Here is a 19,519-nt window from a genome sequence, read left to right as displayed (position 1 = left end):
AAAGAATATTCTTTTTAAGGCATAGACAAGCTATGTCTTTTTGTGATATCATTTTTTTACAAAAATATTTCAAGTCGAAAATCTTTATCCCTTTTTTAGGAATTGGACCTATTTTTCATCTTTAGTTAACAGATTCTTTCTTTCTTTTTTTATTTTTTTTATAAAATATAAAATGGGGGCATAATTCTCCCCCATATTACTATACTTTAAAGTCTTCTAATTTCTTTCTTCTACTTGGATGTCTTAATTTTCTAAGAGCTTTTACTTCTATCTGTCTGATTCTTTCTCTAGTTACTTTAAATATTTTTCCAACCTCTTCTAAAGTTTTTGGAGCTCCATCATTTAAACCATATCTAAAGATTAAAACTTGTTCTTCTCTACTACTTAAAGTTTTTAAAACATCATTTAATTGCTCTCTAAGTAAAGTTCTGTTAGTTAATTCATACGGATTTTGCATTTTATTATCCTCTACGAAATCTCCTAATTCACTATCCTCTTCACTTCCAACTGGAGTCTCTAATGATATTGGATCTTGATTCATCTCTTGGATAGTTTTAATTTTTTCAACTTCCATAGTCAATCTATCTGCTAAAACTTCTGGTGTAGCATCTTTTCCTGTTTCTTGAAGATAAATTCTAGCTTCTTTTTTAATTTTATTTATTGTTTCTATCATATGAACTGGAATACGTATTGTTCTTCCTTGGTCAGCAATAGCTCTTGTTATAGCTTGTCTTATCCACCATGTTGCATATGTAGAGAACTTATAACCTTTACTGTATTCAAACTTCTCTACAGCTTTCATAAGACCTATATTTCCTTCTTGAATTAAATCTAGTAATTTTAATCCTCTATTTGTATGCTTTTTAGCTATACTTACAACTAATCTAAGGTTTGCTTCTATTAATTGTTGTTGTGAATACTCGTCACCCTCTAGAGCTGCTTTTGCATACCCTAACTCTTCTTCATGAGTTAAAAGTGGAATTTGACCTATCTCTCTTAGATACATCTTTATAGGTTCATCAACTTCCATTTCACCTGTGATGCTAAATAAATCATCATTTGACAAATCGTCTTCTGTAACTTCTTCTATTTCGTCTGGATTAAAATCGAAATCTTCTGAGTTTGTTTTAGTAACTTTTTCATCATCATCATCATCATCATCAGAATCAACATTAGGTTTTCTTACTATTGGAGTTATAATTTTTTTAGAATCTTTTTTTCCATCTGCACTTTTTTTTGTAGCTTCTTGCTTTTTAACATCTGCTAAAGAAACAATTTTAATTCCTTGCTCTGTCATTCCGTTTATTAAAAACTCTATTCTTTCTGGCGGAAAATCTGAACCTAATTTGCTATTTATCTCTTCATAGCTTATTACTTTAGTCTCCATTGCCTTTCTTAATAAAGTTAACACCTTTTCATTTTTTATAAACTCCTTCATTAGCTGAAGCCTCCTCTATTGAATAAAATTATCTCTCAAAATTTTACGCACCCATGTTTTTAAACTCAACATACAATGCTCGAAGGTTATTGAACTCTATATCTTGTTTCAATTTATCCTCTATTTTTTTCAACTTGATATGTTTTAATAAATCCCTTCTTTCTTTTAAAACATCTCTTAATTCTAGTATAAACCATGACATAAAAATAATTTGAAATCCTTTTTCAATATCTAATCTCTTAGAAAAATCATCTATAGAAAGCAAGGATATATTTACCAACTCCTTTTCCTCTTTATCAGTTAGATTTCCTGTTAAAATTATATCTTTTATTATATTAGTACTTTTTTCATTGTTTTCTTCTAGAAAGTCCACATAGTTGAATATTTTTTTCCCTAAACTACTTTTTATATCTTTATTTTTAAAGTCATTAAAATACTCGGGTTGAGAAAGAATTAAAGCTAAAGTCAACTTTTCTAAGTTATACAATCCTTTTTCGTCTAATTCCTTAGTTTCCTCTTTTTTCTCATAAGTAATTTTAACTCTTTTTTTATTATTTATTACCAAAATAGACTTTAATATATCTATATCTATACTTAAAGATTTTGATAATTTATCCATATATAAACTTCTTTCAAGGTCATTTTCTAAACATTGAAAAAATTCTTTAAACCTATTTATAAAGTTTTGTTTAGACATATGATCTTCTAAACTATACTCTGACGAATATTTAACATAAAGGTAATCAAATGCTTCGAGTGATTCTTTAACAACTTTTAAAAAAGCTTCTTTCCCATACTTTTTCAAATAATCATCTGGATCTTTTGCATCTTTATAAACTAAAACCCTTATATTAAAACCTTGTGATTTCAAAACTATTATAGCTCGTTCTGTTGCTTTTTGACCTGCATCATCCATATCAAATGATAAGATAACATTATTTGTATATTTTTTCAATAGTTTTCCTTGCTCATCTGTGAATGCTGTTCCTAAAGGAGCTAATGCTACATCAAATCCATAAGAATGAGCTGAAAGTACATCCATATACCCTTCCATTAGAATGGAATAATTTTTCTTTTTTATATTGCTACCTTTTTGAATAAAACCATACAAGTTTCTTCCTTTACTAAATATTGGATTTTCTTGTGAATTTATATATTTAGGTATATCTTTACGATCTTCTAAAGATCTTCCTCCAAAGGCTATTATTCTACCACTTACTGAATAAATAGGAAAGATAATTCTATTTCTAAATGAATCATAGATTCCTTTTTCAGTTTGTTTTGCTAATCCTAATTGAAATATCTTTTCTTTTGAAAAGCCTTTTATTAAAAGATGGTCATAAAGTGCTGTCCAAGAATTTGGTGCATATCCTATACCTGTATCTTTTATTAATTTTGGATTTATTTTTCTTTTAGATAGATACTCTAAAGCTTCTCTAGCTGTGTTTTTAAATACCTCTTCTTTATAATAGTTGTGAGCTTCTTCCATAATATCATAGTATTCTCTATCTTCATTGACATTTGTATTGCCTACTTTTTTTATTGCGACATTATATTTTTTTGATAATTCTTCTACTGCTTCAACAAAAGATATTTTTTTATACTCTGAATAGAATTTTATAGGATTTCCTCCAGCACCACAAACAAAACATTTACAAATGTTCTTACTTGGACTTACTACAAACGATGGATTATTATCTTGATGAAATGGACATAAACCCTTATAGTTTGCACCTGTTTTTTTCAAGTCTACAACCTCTCCTACAACCTCTTCAATATGTAATTGTTGCAACAATAAATCAACATCTTCTGATTTATATTTCATTAGTATTCTCCTGATCTTTAAGGCCTAATAAGTAAAAAATATTTGAGAGCAAAATGCTCTATTCTAAATTATATTATATTTCTAGTAAATATGCAATTTATTTTTTACAAAATTGAAATAAAAAAGAAGGATTTACTTATCCTTCTTTTTATATTTATTCTTTTATATTTTGTGTACTTAATTCTATTTCTCTTAATGCTTCTTGAGCTTTAGAATTTATATAGTCAGATTTTACTTTATCTTTAAAGTCTTCAAATTGAGCTTTAGTTTCATTTATTTCAAGAGTTTTCTTATAAAGAATAAAATCTTTCTGCTCTTTTATAAATTTAATTTCATCTAAATTAGAACTATATATTTCTTTTGCTAAAGTTTCGTTATATCCTAAACCTGGAATATACCCCTCTTCAGTTATCGAGCTTATATTTTCAGAGAACATAAATTTTTTGTCATTTTTTAGATCTTCAAAAGTTATTGTTTTGTTAGTTAAGTCTTTTATAATTTCTGAAACTTCTTGTGCTTTCTCATTTAAAGATTCTTCTAAAGGTTCAGGAACCATTAATATATGACTTGCTTTAACTGTTCCTTTTTCTTCGTTCTTATCTTCAACAAATATTATATGATATCCAAATTGAGTTTTAACAACCTCTGGGTATATCTCTCCTACTTTACCTGAGAAAGCTGCTTCTTCAAATGGTTTTACCATATCTCCTTTTTTGAAAGTTCCTAAAGCTCCACCAGTTGGTCCACTAGGTCCATCTGAATTAGTTTTAGCCATTTCTGCGAAATTCTGCGGAGTTAATTTTTTTAATAACTCTTCTGCCTTTAATTTCGTTCTTTCATTATCTTCTAAAGTTGGTTCTACTTTTAAGATTGCTATATCTGCACTAGCACTTTTTTGTACATCATAATTTATTTTATTCTCTTCAAAGAAAGCTATTAAATCTTTCTCTTCAAAAGTTACTTCTGATTTTAGTTTAGAGTATAAATCTTTTACTGCATTTGCAACTTGTAAGTCTAAAGGTAAAGTAGTTCCTATTTTTATTCCTTTAGCTTCAGCTGCTTTAACTAATTTTATTTCAGATTCGATTGAAGACTTTGCTAATTCTTTAGCAGCTTCAACTTCTCCTTTTGTCATAGCTAATGCATTTAATACTCTTTTAGCATATTCTACATTTGTAACTGTAACTCCATCAAATTTGAAATCTTCTTTTTCTAAATAATTTTCAAAACTTTTATCTAAATTTTCTAACTTCATATTTGATCTTGCTAGTGTCATTTCTTCAGCATAAACTTCAGCTTTTTTTTGTGTTTTTAACTCTTCTTCTATCTGAGTTTTAACTTTTTCTAAAGATTGTCCAGCAAATGTTGTGAACTTATAGTCATCATAGTATAGTGCTATCTCTTCAGCAGTTACTTTAACTTCAGCTCCTATTCCTTCTGAAACCTTCTGTAAAGTTAAGCTTTCTTTAATCTCTTTTTCTAAAGTTTTAGTTGTATAACCCTGACTTAAAAGAGCTTTTTGCAACTCTTCTTTTGTAGAGAACGACGCTTTAATTTGATCCATTTGCTCTTTTACTTCTGAACTTGAAACTTTTACTTTCAATTTTTCTGCTATTTCTAGTAAAAGATTTTTATTTATAACTTCATTAAAAGCTATTACGTTCATCATTTCTGAATCAACACTTGGCCCTAAATATCTTTTGTAATTTTCAGCCATCATCCCCATTGATCTATGTGTATCCATCATCGAAACTTTTTTTCCATTCAATTTAAAAGCAAGCTGTGAATTCATAGAATTGCTCTTAAATGACATTGAATAACCAGCTATCAAACTAATTAAGAATAATATTGTTATTATCCAAATAACAGGTTTCATATTTTTTCTAAATTTTCTAATTGCCATCTCTTTAACCCCTCCGAAAAATTTTGTAAATTATTTTGTATCTAGTCCATATTTTCTTATTTTCTCATAAAGAGTTGTTCTTCCAATTCCTAAAAGCTTAGAAGTTTCTTGCTTATTCCATCTTGTTTTTTGTAAAGCCATAGCTATTACAACTTTTTCAACTTCATCTAAAGCATAGATTTCTTGCTCTAATATATTTTTTAAAGGTCCTACTCCAATTACAGTTTTATTTTCTACTGTATCAGATTTCATTTTTATCTCTAGTGGTAAATCTTCTACATCTATAGTTCTATCATTACATAGTATTACCATTCTTTCAATCATGTTTTTTAATTCTCTAATATTTCCAGGGTATGAGTATTCCATTAAATACTTCATAGCATCTCCTGAAATTACAGGAATATCTCTTTTTAAATCTTTTACAATTTTATTTAAGAAGTAATTTGCTAACATAGGTATATCATCTTTTCTTTCTCTTAAAGGTGCAACCTCTATAGGGAAAGCTGTAAGTCTATGATATAAATCTTTTCTGAATTTACCTTTTTCAGTTTCTTCTTTTAAATCTTTATTTGTTGAAACTATAAATCTAACATCTACTCTTCTAGATTTATTTCCTCCAACTCTTCTGAATTCTCCATACTCAATAACTCTTAATACTTTAGATTGAGCTTTTAAATCCATTGCAGATATTTCATCTAAGAATACTGTTCCACCATCGGCTTCTTCTAATATTCCTTTTTTACTGCTTGTTGCTCCTAAGAAAGCTCCTCTTTCATATCCAAATAACTCTCTCTCTATTAAATCTTCTGGTAATGAAGCACAAGATATTGTAATATAGTTTTCTTTTCTTCTATCACTTTTTCTAAAGATCTCTTTTGCTGTTAACTCTTTACCTACTCCGTTTTCTCCAGTTATTAAAACTGTCAAATCACTTTCAGCAACTTTTTCAATTAGATTTTTTACTTCTTTTACTCTAGTTGATTGACCAATGATTTCATTTTCATCTTCACTGTCAGAAAGTTTTTCCTCTAATTTTCTCTTTTCTTTTACAATCTCTAAATTTCTTAAAGCTGGTATCATTATTCTGTTCATCTCTTTTATATCTACAGGTTTTAATAAGTAATTATAGATGTCTGCTTCTTTCATTTCTTGGATTAAAGCTTCATTTTCCTCATCTAATAATCCAATCACTACAAAATCCTTACCTATTCCATTTAATTTTCTTTTAGCCTCTGAGAAACTAAACCAAGTTAAGTATTCGTCTAATAACACCACATCAAAATCACTTTCTCTTAACATATCTAAAGCATCTAATAAATTATTAAATGTTATTATCTCATAAATTTCTGAAAAAGATTTTCTTACTTGTTTTAATGTTTCTTTTCTTTCTGAAACCACTAATATTGATTTTTTCATTTTTTCCTCCTGTTTTCTATTTTCGTTAACAATGTATTATAATTGATAAATTGTTTTTTTTCAAGACTTTTTTTAAAAACTCTGTTCTAGATTATTTCAAAGAGTTTGACTCTAAACATTTCTTCTAATTTTTGGAGTTTTTTCCTTTTTTATACACTTTATTTTATTAATGATTTTAAAAACATAGCATAGTATGTTTCTACTTCTGCTTCTATATCGATTTTCTTATAATTTTCTACCATTCTTTTGTAACTTTCTTCATCCGTTACTTCTACACCTGTTTTATTTATCAAGTATAACAATAAAGATGTTAACGAAGAACTTAACATTACTCTTATCTTCTCTATATCATCTCTAAACTCTTCTTTTATTTCATGTGAATTTGCATATAAAAATTCACTTAAAATAACGTCTCTTTTCATATAATCATCATAAGTTAAACTAATCTCACCATTTTCATATATTTTTGCAAATAAGAAAAGATTGTATCTATCATCTTTTAAGTTTATTCTTCTTTTTACTATCATTTTCATTTTAACTTCAAAAGGTATATCTAGATGCCCTACTTCTTCTAAAAATCCTTTTCTACTAATAACAGAGTTATCCATTATTTCTAGCAATAACTCTTCTTTACTTTTAAAATAATAATAAAACCCACCTTTTGCCATATTTAAAACATTTGCTATATCTTCTATTTTTGTATTTCTAATTCCTTTTGCAGCAAATAGTATCGTTGCCGTCCTTTTTATTCTTTCTTTTTTCGTCATTTTTTTTATCCTCTCTATTTAAAAATATTAAGCATATCATTTCCAGTTGCAAATATTATTAAACCAAATAATAATATCATTCCTGCTGTGTGCAACCTTTCTTCTAGCTTTTTATTAACTTTTATTCCTACTAATTCTAATATTACAAATAATATTCTTCCACCATCTAATGCTGGAAAAGGCAACAAATTAAATATTCCTACATTTATTGATAATAATGCTAACAACCATACTAATATTCCAGAACTTCCACTTTTACTAGCATCACCTACTACTTTCACAATTCCTACTGGTCCACTTATATCTTTTGCTTTAACTTTGCCTGTTACTAACATTTTTACTCCACCAAGAGTATTCTTAAAAATATCTCCAAATACTTTAAATGATTGATTCATTCCCTCACCGAAGTTGTATTTTTCAAATTTATATTGAGGAACTATTCCCACCATCGGTGCTCTGTCTGGGCTTATTTTTGTTAAAGGTACTATAACTGACAATAACTTTCCATCTCTTTCTATTAAAACATCTAAGATTTCTTTTTGAGCTGAAACTTTTGTTATTGTTTCGCCAATTTCAGACCACTTATTTATTTTAACTCCTGAAATCTCTTTTATAATATCATTTTCTTTTAATACTACTGATGCTTTCGCATCTTTCATTATATTTCCTATTACTGGATTAGTATTTTGAGTTCCTTTTCCAGAATAAAATGTAACTCCAATTATTACTAACAATGCTAGCATAAAGTTCATAAAAACACCTGCAAATAAAACAGTAAATCTTGCCAATGGAGATTTGCTATTAAAACCATTTTCAACTTTACTATCTATTTCCATTCCATCAATATTTACGAATCCTCCGATTGGTATTATCCTTATTGAATACAATGTTTTTCCTGTATAATATGAATATAATTCTGGTCCCATTCCTATTGCAAATTCTGAAACTGGCATCTTGAAAAATCTAGCAGCTAAAAAATGTCCTAATTCATGTATAAATATTATTACTCCTAATAGTAATAATGCTATTAATATATCCATTTTCCCCCTCCAATTATAAAGCTCTTTTTACAATTTCAAATATTTCATTTGAAATTTCTTCAATTGTTTTAAGCTGATTGTTTTCTACACACTTAACTTCTGCCCAAGAGTATTTTCTAGATATTTCTGTAGCATTTTTATGAGATTTTTTTAAATATTCAATATCTTTTTCATGTATATCTTTTTTTGATTCTCCAGTAATTTTATTTTTTCTTTCTGCCATAAGTATTTGAGCTGTTTCTGTAGGCATATTTAAAAAAATAACTAAATCTGGTCTCGGAATCCCCATTTTATTATATTCTAAATCTTCCAACCAATTTAAATAATCTTCTTTTTGAGATGGATTATCTATTTTTGAAGCTTGATGAACCATATTTGATGTTGTATACCTATCGGTTACAATAACTCCACCAGCATTATAGAAACTTCCCCAATCTTTTTTATAAGAAGCGTATCTATCAATAGCATACATTGTTGAAACTGGATATGGATTTACTGCAGTTGCATCCGTTCCAAACTCTCCAGCTAAATACATTTTCACTGGTTCACAAGCAGGGCTTTCATAATTTGGAAATGATATTTTTCTAATATTTTCAATTTTATATAATAATCTTTCAAATAAAAGTGCTGTTTGAGTTTCTTTTCCACTTGAATCAGTTCCTTCTATAACTATAAGTTTACCTTTTCTAATCTCTTCCATAATTTTCATAAACCCACTTTCTTGTTTCTTTATCTATATTTTTTATAATCTCTAAAGTTTCTATAGCTTTTAATTCATGTTGAGCCATAGCACTTTCTATAATTTCATATATATCTAAAAATTTAATTTTACCTTTTAAAAACAACTCCACTGCTACTTCGTTTGCAGAATTAAAAACACAAGGCATACTTTTTCCGATTCTTCCAGCTTTAAAAGCTAGTTGAACACCTTTGAAAACATCACTATTTATCTCATCAAAAGTTAATTCTTTTAATTTTTTTAAATTCAATTTTTCTAGTGCTGTGCTCGCTTCTCTATCTGGATACGTAAATGCATACTGAATTGGTAGCTTCATATCTGGAACTCCAATTTGAGCTATTATAGAGCTGTCTACAAATTCAACCATTGAGTGAACTATGCTTTGAGGATGTACTAAAACTTCAATGTTATCATAGTCTATATTAAACAACATATGGGCTTCTATAACTTCTAATCCTTTATTAACCAAAGTTGACGAATCTATAGTTATTTTTTTTCCCATAGACCAATTTGGATGTTTTAAGGCTTCTTCAACAGTTACATTTTTTAAATATTCTAATGTTTTCCCTCTAAATGTACCACCACTCGCAGTTATTATAAGTGTTTTAACTTCGTTTTTTCCACTTCCTTGCATACTTTGAAACAATGCTGAATGTTCACTATCAACTGGAATAACCTCTGCTTTTGGATATTTTTTTAAAAGCTTATTGATATATTCTCCTGCAGCAACCATTGTTTCTTTATTTGCTAAAGCTATTCTCTTCTCTTTTTTTATAGCTTCTACAGTTGCCTCAATCCCAATAGATCCACTTATCGCAGTTAAAACTATATCAGCTTCATCTAAAGCACCCATATTTTTCAATCCTTCATCTCCAAAATAAATAATTTTTTCTGGATAAAGTATTTTTAGTTCTTCTGCTGCTGATTTACTTCCAATGCATATATATTTAGGTTGGAACTCTTCTATCTGCTTTTTAAGAAGATCAAAATTTGAATATCCTGATATTCCTATAACTTTAAATTTATCTTTCTTCTCTTTTATAACTTTTAAAGCATTCGTTCCAATACTTCCTGTAGAACCTAAAATAGTAATATTTTTCATACTTTTCTCCTTACTTATTTTTTAGATTAATTTCAATAAATAGTACACAACTGGAACAACAAACAACATACTATCAAATCGATCTAATATTCCACCATGTTCTCCTAACAATCTTCCTGAATCTTTAACTTTAAATTCTCTTTTAAACATAGATTCCCCTAAATCGCCTATTTGGGCAACCATACTTATCAAAAATCCTACAAGTAATACTATAACGATATTTTTATCTTGAGAGAATAGTCCTAAAAATCTATTTAATAAATAGATTGCCAACATTGTAAATACTGTTCCGCCAATAGATCCTTCTATTGATTTTTTAGGGCTTATTGAACTAAATCCTCTCTTAAATATTTTTCTTCCTATTCCCATTCCTGTGAAATATGCAAATGAATCACAAACCCAAACTAAAATTTGAATTGTTAAAAGCCATTTACCTCCATTAGGAATATTTTTCATCAATAATAAATGTGAGAATAATCCAGAAATATAAATCACTCCTAAAACAGTGATTCCTATATCTCTACTTGAATTTTCAACTTTATTTTGTAAAACTCTTTTTCCTATTAAAAGTATTGTTAATAGAATAACTGGCATGAATATTAATGTTAAATTATCTACAGTTGAAAAATAAATTATATTTGGAATAGCCAATCCCGCTAAGTAACCTAATCTTACCTCTGGTTTTTTACCACCTATCTCCGCCATTTTAAAGAACTCAAAAAGTCCTACTAAAATTATAAAGTTTACAAACAATAATAGTAAAAACCCTCCTTTTAATAATATCATCATTAAAAGTGGTATTCCTATTAAAGCCACCAATATTCTATTTAACATTTACTCCTCCAAAACGTCTGTCTCTTTTTTGATAACTTTCTATTGCTTTTAATAATTCAGCTTCATTAAAATCTGGCCAATGAGTATCTGTAATATATATTTCAGAATAAGCTATCTGCCACAATAAAAAATTAGAAATTCTTATTTCTCCACTTGTTCTTATCAACAACTCTGGATCTGGTAAATGATTATATAAATATTTTTCTACAGTTGATTCTGTTATATCTTTTTCACCATTCTCTACAATTTTTTTTATAGCATCAACTAATTCGGATCTCCCTCCATAGTTAAAAGCTATATTTAAAGTTATTCCTGTATTTCCAGATGTTGCATCCTCCAACTTTTTAATTTCATTTAATAATCCTACACTAACCCCTTCTTTTCTACCTGAAACTATAAACTTCACATTTTTTTTCATCAAAACTTTTTTTTCGTTTTTCAAATAAGTTTTAAAAAGAAACATCAATGCGTCTACTTCTTCTTTAGCTCTTTTCCAATTTTCGGTTGAAAAAGCATAAACTGTTAGATATTCAACTCCTAATTCGCCACAAGAAGTCAATATTTTTCTTAATGTATCTGCACCAGCTTTATGACCGTAAGTTCTAGGCATATTTTTTGATTTTGCCCAACGCCCGTTTCCGTCCATAATTATAGCGATATGTTTCGGTACTAATAAAGTCATTTTTCTTTCTCCTCTCACTAAATCATTAAATTTTACCATATTTAGAAAGAAAATTCCATAAAAAATATGGCCTTTAAATGAACAAAAGAGGTAGTTTTTATTCTACCTCTTTTTAATCTTTATATAACTTTTTGTTTTTTATAAATTCAACAACATTTTTAGGAAGCATATTATCTACGCTTTCTCCTAATAAAATTGCTTTTCTAACCATTGTTGAAGAGTAATTTAAAAATGGATTTTTCAATTGAATTAAATTTCTATTTTTTAAATTTGTTTTGTAGCCTTCTCTTTTTAGAACTACTACTTTTGCTATTTTTAAAATATCCTTGTAGTTTTTCCATTTGTCAAAATATGCCAATGAGTCTTCACCAATAATTTCAAAATACTCTGAATCTGGATATTTTTTTACAATTTTTAAAAGAGTATCATAAGTATATGAAACTTCATTTGAATTTATTTCAATATCCGAAACTTCTATTTTTGTATTTTTTTGAAAAGCTATTCTGCACATTTCTAACCTTATATTTCCATCTAACAATATATTTTCTCTATGAGATGGCTCTCCTACTGGAATTATCAACAACTTATCCAACTCTAAATATTTTATCATCATTTCTGCTATATAAACATGCCCGTTATGGATAGGATTAAAGCTTCCACCATAAATACCAATCTTCATCTAAGACAACTCCTGAACAGCCTTTATTAGTGATTCACTCGTGCTACACTCCAAGATGCTTTCTCGATTTTTTTTATTTCTGAACATTTTAGATAAAGATGATAACAGCTCTAAATATTTTTTACTTTCCTCTTTTGGTGCTGCAACTAATATTACTATTTTGACTTTTTCACCATCTAAAGAATTAAAATCTATAGGATTTTTCAATATATAAATTGATACAATAATTTTTTTTACAACTTCAACTCTTGCATGTGGAATTGCAACTCCAACTCCAATAGCTGTCGAACCTATTTTTTCTCTTTCTAAAACCGCTTCATAAAAAACTTCTTTGTCTAAAATAAAATCTGAATTATGACATATATTTTCCACCATTTTTTTTAATACATCTTCTTTTGAAATATATTTATCATCTAACATTTTTATCATTTTCACATCAAAATATTTCAACAATTCCACAGCTCCCATTTTTAAAATTTTATATTTTTTAATATTTGTTTTTCTATTTCTGACATTTCTTTTTCTTCATTTTTTAAAATTTCTGTATTTAAAATATTTTTGTATTTTTTTTCATTTTTATAGCTATAAGCATTTAAAACTTTTTTATAAGCTACTAGAGATAAATTTTCAATGTCATTACTTAAAACTGTTTCTGTTTCAAGAGCATTCTCTAAAGCATTTAAATCATATTTTTGTTTTGTAAAGTAACTTATTACTAAATAACCAATTTCATCAATCCAACCTACACTATTCAGAATTTCTTTCATTGCTAATGCCATTAAAGGCTTGTTAAACTCGGGATTATCCATTAGTGATAAATTAAACAATACTTTTAAAAACTCTTCTGAATTTCTTAAAGCTAATTCTTTTCCATATCTTTTTGAAAATTCAATTTCACCTTTTACAACCAATTTAACAAAATTATCTTTTAATTTTTCTAAAGAGATATTTGAAAGTCTATCAATCTTCTTTTCTTTTTCTCTCTCTATTTTATTTGATTCTTTTTCTAATATTGTATTAAAAATACTATCATCTTCACAAAAAACCATTCCTGGTATTGTATAATTCATATTTTTTCTTTTTACAACTCCATCTACATCTAGGGTAAAGTATGCTCTTTTATCTAAAATTTCTGCATTTTGAACTACTTTTGCAATTCTGTTTTCAATTCTAATTTTCATTTTTTTCACCAAATCCTTTTAAACTATTATCTTCTAACATTGTAAACTCTATTTTAAGAACAAATAAATTGTCCATTTTTAGATTTTTTGGTAATTTTACTAAATCTTTTTCAGTTGTTATTATAAAATCTGCATCCATAGATTTTGCTCGCTTTTTTATAACTTCAAAATCTTTTTCTTTAAAACTATGGTGATCCATAAAATCAACTCTTTCAATATACTGAGGGTTTAATGATATAACCGTTTTTTCAAAATTAAGAGGATTTGCTAACCCAGAAAAAAGTAAAACTCTTTTTCCAGCTACCCAAAACAATGGCTTTGCATTCCCTTTTATATCACAAAGTGATGTTACTCCATGTTTTGCAACTGAAACTGGCTTTTTAAATTTTACTTTTAAAAATCTTTTTATTGTTTCTAATTCACTTTCAGATATTAAATCTGATTTTGTAATTATAAACTCAGTTGCTCTCTCTCCAGCTTTTTGAAAATCTTCTCTTAAAGTTCCTTTTGGTAATAACGCACCCCATCCAAATGGATTGGTAGCATCAATAAGTACTATATCTCTGTCTCTTTTAAGCTTTCTATGTTGAAAACCATCATCTAATATTATAGTATCTACTCCAAACTTTTCAACTGCTAATTTACAAGCTGTGTGTCTATTTCTTCCTACTATAACAGGTATTTTTAAATTTAAAGCGTGAATATATGGCTCATCTCCACTTTCTTTTGGTGATACCATTATTTTTTTTCCATCACTCACTATTAGTGGGTCGACTTTTCTTTTTCCCCTATATCCCCTTGATACTATTGCCACTTTCCTATCCATTTTCAGAAGTTTTTTTGCAAAGAATTGAACTGCTGGAGTTTTACCTGTTCCTCCAACAGTTATATTTCCTACACATAAAATGTCAACAAATGGTATCTCATTTATTTTAAGATACCTTTTATCGTAAAGCCAATTTCGTATTGAGGTTATTAAAAAATATATATACGATAAAAGTTTCATTTTTTCCTCTCTTCACTAAATTTTTACTTGAACCAATTTAGATATACCTATTTTTTTATTCATTGTTACCCCATAAAGAGAGTCTGAAGCTTTCATAGTTTCTTTATTATGTGTTATTAAAATAAATTGAGATCTATCTGTAAACTCTTTTAATTTCCCTATTAACTTTCTAGTATTTTTTTCATCAAGAGCTGCTTCTATTTCATCTAGGAATGTAAAAGGACTCGGTTTATACATAAATATTGCCATTATAAACGCTATAGCTACCATTGATTTTTCTCCACCTGATAATAATGATAGTGCTTGTTTCTTTTTATTTTTATGTTTTACAGATATTTCAACACCACAGTTTGTAAATTCCTCACTATTATGAAGTGATAAACTTCCTTCTGAGTTATCTAATGTTTGCATACACATCTCATTAAAGTTTTTATTTATATCATCATATGCTTCATAGAATTTTTGTTCTATCTTTTCATTTATCTCTTTTATTAGAAATGATAAACTTTTTTTACCTTTCGCTAAATCTTCTCTTTGGATATCAATAAATTTATATTTATTATCTAACTCTTTAAACTCTTCAATAGAAAGAAGATTTACAGAATCAAAGCTTTTTAATTTTAATTCTAACTCTCTTACTTTAGCTCTTGAAACTTTAACATCAGATTCTTCTAAACAATAAACCTCTACTTCTAGTAACTCTTCTAGTTGAACTAAGATTTCTGATATTTCTTTAGATATTCTATCTTTTCTCTCTAACTCTCTATTTAAAATTTCTCTATCTTTAAATAAACTTGATTCTATCTCTCTAGATATCTTTACTAACTCTTTTGATTTTGTTTCTAAAATATGGTCTTCTTTTTTCATCTCTTTTAATTCAGCATTTTCATTTTCAAATTTTGAATTTTTATTCTCAATTTGAGCTATTATAGTATGAGCCTTTTTCTCTAATTTTTCAAGCTCTTTTTTTATTTCTATTAAAATATTTTTTAGTTTATCTTTTTTCTCAATAATTTCAATAATTTCATTTTTTTCTTTATCTTCTTCTTTTTGAATTTGAATAAACCTATCTTTACTATTTAAATATAATATTCTTATATCTGAAAATTGATCTTTTAATCTATTTATTTCAGCGTTTAAATTTACAATGAATATATTTTCATTATCAAGTTCATTTTTTAAATCAACGACTACTTTTTCTGTTATATTCTTTTCACTTTGAGAGTTATTTACTCTTTTAGCATATTCTTTACTATAATTTTCCTCTTCTGCAATTTCTATAAGAACAATTCTCTCATCTTTTTCTAATTTTTCTAATTTTGATTTCAAATCAGAATAACTTTCTTCAGCTATTTTCGTTTGTTTTCTTAAAGAATCTTCTAAGGCATCTATATTTCCAATTTCGTCTTCATATTTTTGAAGTTTTTCACTCATTAATTCTACGCTTTCATTCCACTCTTTTAATTTAATTTTCATATTATTTATATTATCTTCTAAAGCTTTAATCTCTTTTTTTCTTTCAAATATTTGACTAACAATTGAATTGCTATTTTCTCCACCAGTTATTCTTCCTCTAGAACTCAAGAGTTCTCCAGAAAGAGTAACTATATTTCCTGTATAACTATTTGATTTTAATATTTTTAAAGCTACATCCGTTTCTGTTACAATCAAAATATTTCCTAATAACATATCTAAAATTTTAGAATATCTTTTTTCAAAACTTACTAATTCAGAAGCTCTTCCTATAACTCCTTCTAGCTTTGGTATCTCTTTTATCGAATTTACTTTAATTGTATCTAAAGCTAAAAATGAAGCTCTTCCAGCTTTTTTTTCTTTTAAAATAGTGATACACTTTTTAGCAACTTCACTATCACTTACAACAATATCCTGTAGATTTCCTGGTATTGCTGCTTCAATAGCTTTTTGATAACTCTCAGGAACAGTTATCAAAGAAATTACAGCTCCTTCTACACCAACTATTTTAGCATTCAATACTTCTTTAACACCTTTATAGAAACCTTCGTTGCTGTCTTGTATTCTATATAGCCCTCCAAGTCTAGCAGAAGCTCTACTCTCTTCAAACTCAGTACTTCTTATTAATTCTGATGACTTATTCATCTCTCTACTTAAATCACTTATCTCTTGTTCTAACTTTATTTGTCTTTCTTCTGTTTCTTTTAATTTTTTTAACTTTAAATCTCTATTTTTTAAAGCTTTATCTAACTCAGCTTTATTCTCATCTATTTTTTGAACAAAAGTATTGCTTTCATCTTTTAAAGAATTTATTTTAAATTCACTATTTTTCATTCTTCTTGTTGAACTTTCAATTTCATTTAAAAGCTTTAACTTTTCTACTTCTAAATCCATTATTTTTCTTTTTTTAAGTTCTATTCCAATCTCTTTATCTTTTTTTAGATTTTCTTTTTCACCTATAGATTTTTCAAATTCTTTGTTCTTGCTTTCAATTTCTGATACTTTTTCTAAAACTCTTTGTTTTTCTATTTTTAATTTTTCAGAGATTTCATTTTTTGAAGTTATTATTTTATCTAAAGAGATAATTTCCTCTTCTCTTTGATTTAATTCTCTAGTATATGAAGACATTCTCTCTCTTGCTCTAATCTCTTCTTTTTCCAAACTCTCTATTTCTGATTTTAAAAATGTATTACTCTCTGAAAAATTATCTATTTTTTCATAAAGTTCTTTTCTTCTTTCTTCAATCTTGTTTATCTCTAGCTCTGCTGTTTTTAACTCCTCATCTAAAGTTCCAGTTATACTTTGAAGTCTTTCTTTCTCTTTTTCACTAGACTTTACAGTTTCTTCTTTAGAGTTTAAATCAAAAGTTAATACTGCCTTTTGCAGCGAGTTTTTTTCATCTTTTACTGTTAAATACTCTACAGCTTTTTTAGATTGTTTTTCTATTCTAAATCTATTTTTTCCAATTTCATTTAAAACAAGTTCTATTTTTTCAAGTTCATTTTCAACTTTTTCTAATCTTTTTTCAGCTTCTAACTTTTTATATTGAAATTTTTTTACTCCTGCTGCTTCTTCTATTATGCTTTTTATCTCTTTGTTTGAAGATGAAATTATTCTTTCGACTTTTCCTTGTCCTATTACAGAGTATGCACTTTTTCCTACTCCAGTGTCTAAAAATAGTTCTCCTATATCTTTTAATCTAACTTTTTTATCATTTATTAGATAATCATTGTCACCATTTATCGACATCTTTCTTGTTATTTTTATATTTTCAGCTTCAATTGGGAAAAATTGATCTTTATTGTCTATAAAAAGTGAAACTTCCGCATAATTAGCTGCTTTTTTTCCCTCTCCACCAGAAAATATAATATCTTTCCCCTCTTTTGCTCTTATATTTTTATATGATTGTTCTCCTAAAACCCATAGTATACCATCTAATATATTTGATTTTCCACTTCCATTTGGACCAACAATTGATGTTATCCCACCATCAAAGTTAATTTTTATTCTTTCGCCAAAAGATTTAAATCCATAAATCTCAACACATTTTAAGTACATTTTTTCTCCCTAACAACCTTTATCGTAAAAAAAGCTAACCTATTTTAGGTTAGCCTCTATTTAATATCTTATCAATTCCATTATTTAAGGCTTTTAAAGCTTTTGCTCTATGGCTAATTTTATTTTTCATCTCAGGCATTTCTGCAAATGTTTTTTCATACTCTGGCAAATAAAAGTGTGGATCATAACCAAATCCTTCTTTTCCTTTTGCTGTATCTATAATTATACCTTCAATCTCTCCTCTGAAAGAGTATGACTCTCCATTTGGTTTTCCTAAAGTTATAACCGTTACAAATTTAGCTTTTCTATTTTTTATACCTTTTAAATCATGAATAAGCTTTTCATTGTTATCAGAATCACTAGAACCTTCACCTGCATACCTAGCAGAATAAACTCCTGGCGCTTCATTTAGAGCCTCTACACAAAGTCCAGAGTCATCAGAAATAGTAATCATATTAGTAAACTTTGCTATTTCTAAAGCTTTCTTTCTTGAGTTTTCTTCAAATGTATTTCCATCTTCTATAACTTCAGGAATATCTATTCCGTCTTTTATTGAAAGAATTTCAAACTTTGAATTTTCCAAAATTTTTGCCATTTCATCTATCTTTTTTTTATTTCCTGTGGCTAAAAATATCTTCATTACTTTGAGAACTCCTCTTCTATCTCTTTTTTTTGAAGCTCAATTAACTCATAAATTCCTTTTTCAGCTAAATCTAGCATTAAGTTTAAATCTCTTCTAGCAAATGTAGCTTCTTCTCCAGTTCCTTGTATTTCTATAAATTCACCTTTATCATTCATTATTACATTCATATCTACTTCTGCTACTGAATCTTCAGTATACATTAAATCTAATACTGGAGTTCCTTTTACTATTCCAACTGAAACAGCTGCAATGTTAGAAACAATTGGATTCACTGTAAGTAAACCTTTCTCTATTAATCTTTTCATAGCCATCTCTAAAGCTATAAATCCACCTGTTATAGATGTTGTTCTTGTTCCACCATCAGCTTGAATTACATCACAATCTATTGTTATTGTTCTCTCTCCTAGCTTCTCTAAATCAATACAAGCTCTTAAAGCTCTACCTATTAATCTTTGAATTTCCATAGTTCTTCCACCAAGTTTACCTTTAGCAGCTTCTCTCTGATTTCTTTCACCTGTTGCTCTTGGTAGCATTGAATATTCTGCTGTTATCCATCCTTTACCTTGGTTTCTTAAAAATGGTGGTACCTTCTCTACAACTGATGCTGTACAAATTACTTTCGTATTTCCCATCTCTATCAATACAGACCCCTCTGCATACATTGTGTAATTTCTTGTTACTTTTACTACTCTTTTTTCGTTTGTTTGTCTTCCGTCTTCTCTTATCATCATCT

At 27.6% G+C, this 19,519-nt stretch carries 17 protein-coding genes; all 17 read right to left on the bottom strand.

Annotation, left to right across the window (positions count from 1 at the left end; all coding sequences use genetic code 11):
- Positions 1-199: 199 nt before the first annotated feature.
- On the bottom strand, positions 200-1,438 hold the full coding sequence (gene rpoD, locus ACRCZX_RS08785) for an RNA polymerase sigma factor RpoD (protein WP_438582553.1): 1,239 nt from the start codon (positions 1,436-1,438) through the stop codon (positions 200-202).
- 43 nt (positions 1,439-1,481) lie between these two features.
- Positions 1,482-3,263 carry a DNA primase gene (gene dnaG / locus ACRCZX_RS08780; RefSeq protein ID WP_438582552.1) on the bottom strand — a complete coding sequence of 594 codons (1,782 nt, stop codon included), beginning with the start codon at positions 3,261-3,263 and terminating at the stop codon, positions 1,482-1,484.
- 154 nt (positions 3,264-3,417) lie between these two features.
- Positions 3,418-5,166: a peptidylprolyl isomerase gene (locus ACRCZX_RS08775; RefSeq protein ID WP_438582551.1), complete on the bottom strand. Its 1,749-nt coding sequence runs from the start codon at positions 5,164-5,166 to the stop codon at positions 3,418-3,420.
- A gap of 30 nt (positions 5,167-5,196) precedes the next feature.
- A complete protein-coding gene (locus tag ACRCZX_RS08770; protein WP_438582550.1) occupies positions 5,197-6,582 on the bottom strand; it encodes a sigma 54-interacting transcriptional regulator in 1,386 nt (461 codons plus the stop codon).
- A gap of 158 nt (positions 6,583-6,740) precedes the next feature.
- Positions 6,741-7,349: a TetR/AcrR family transcriptional regulator gene (locus ACRCZX_RS08765; protein ID WP_438582549.1), complete on the bottom strand. Its 609-nt coding sequence runs from the start codon at positions 7,347-7,349 to the stop codon at positions 6,741-6,743.
- A gap of 14 nt (positions 7,350-7,363) precedes the next feature.
- Positions 7,364-8,389, bottom strand: a complete 1,026-nt coding sequence (locus ACRCZX_RS08760) for a M50 family metallopeptidase (protein WP_438582548.1) — start codon at positions 8,387-8,389, stop codon at positions 7,364-7,366.
- A 13-nt stretch (positions 8,390-8,402) separates the two neighbouring features.
- The gene (locus ACRCZX_RS08755) at positions 8,403-9,098 is read right to left on the bottom strand and encodes a dTMP kinase (RefSeq protein ID WP_438582547.1); all 696 of its coding nucleotides are present in this window, start codon (positions 9,096-9,098) and stop codon (positions 8,403-8,405) included.
- Complete coding sequence (dxr, locus tag ACRCZX_RS08750) at positions 9,076-10,230, bottom strand: 1-deoxy-D-xylulose-5-phosphate reductoisomerase (protein ID WP_438582546.1); 1,155 nt, start codon at positions 10,228-10,230, stop codon at positions 9,076-9,078. Before dxr ends, ACRCZX_RS08755 begins: the two co-directional genes overlap by 23 nt.
- Positions 10,231-10,251: 21 nt before the next feature.
- Positions 10,252-11,064, bottom strand: a complete 813-nt coding sequence (locus ACRCZX_RS08745) for a phosphatidate cytidylyltransferase (protein ID WP_438582545.1) — start codon at positions 11,062-11,064, stop codon at positions 10,252-10,254.
- Entirely contained in the window at positions 11,054-11,746 is a 693-nt protein-coding gene (locus ACRCZX_RS08740; protein ID WP_438582544.1) for an isoprenyl transferase, read from the bottom strand. Before ACRCZX_RS08740 ends, ACRCZX_RS08745 begins: the two co-directional genes overlap by 11 nt.
- Before the next feature lie 112 nt (positions 11,747-11,858).
- Positions 11,859-12,425 (bottom strand): nicotinate-nucleotide adenylyltransferase, encoded by a 567-nt coding sequence (gene nadD, locus ACRCZX_RS08735; RefSeq protein WP_438582543.1) that lies wholly within the window; start codon positions 12,423-12,425, stop codon positions 11,859-11,861.
- Positions 12,426-12,878: a PTS sugar transporter subunit IIA gene (locus ACRCZX_RS08730; RefSeq protein ID WP_438582542.1), complete on the bottom strand. Its 453-nt coding sequence runs from the start codon at positions 12,876-12,878 to the stop codon at positions 12,426-12,428.
- A 17-nt stretch (positions 12,879-12,895) separates the two neighbouring features.
- Complete coding sequence (locus tag ACRCZX_RS08725) at positions 12,896-13,606, bottom strand: hypothetical protein (RefSeq protein WP_438582541.1); 711 nt, start codon at positions 13,604-13,606, stop codon at positions 12,896-12,898.
- Entirely contained in the window at positions 13,596-14,612 is a 1,017-nt protein-coding gene (lpxK, locus tag ACRCZX_RS08720) for a tetraacyldisaccharide 4'-kinase (protein ID WP_438582540.1), read from the bottom strand. The genes ACRCZX_RS08725 and lpxK overlap by 11 nt, the downstream gene beginning before the upstream one ends.
- A 15-nt stretch (positions 14,613-14,627) precedes the next feature.
- Positions 14,628-18,143 (bottom strand): chromosome segregation protein SMC, encoded by a 3,516-nt coding sequence (gene smc, locus ACRCZX_RS08715; RefSeq protein WP_438582539.1) that lies wholly within the window; start codon positions 18,141-18,143, stop codon positions 14,628-14,630.
- A gap of 49 nt (positions 18,144-18,192) precedes the next feature.
- Positions 18,193-18,783, bottom strand: coding sequence for an XTP/dITP diphosphatase (locus ACRCZX_RS08710; protein WP_438582538.1), 591 nt, complete (start codon positions 18,781-18,783; stop codon positions 18,193-18,195).
- A complete protein-coding gene (rph, locus tag ACRCZX_RS08705) occupies positions 18,783-19,514 on the bottom strand; it encodes a ribonuclease PH (RefSeq protein ID WP_438582537.1) in 732 nt (243 codons plus the stop codon). Before rph ends, ACRCZX_RS08710 begins: the two co-directional genes overlap by 1 nt.
- Positions 19,515-19,519 lie beyond the last annotated feature (5 nt).

Source organism: Cetobacterium sp., from assembly GCF_051658645.1.
Classification (GTDB): Bacteria; Fusobacteriota; Fusobacteriia; order Fusobacteriales; family Fusobacteriaceae; genus Cetobacterium_A.
The sequence above is the reverse complement of the archived record's forward strand: the minus strand, read 5'-3'. Positions and strand labels throughout refer to the sequence as shown.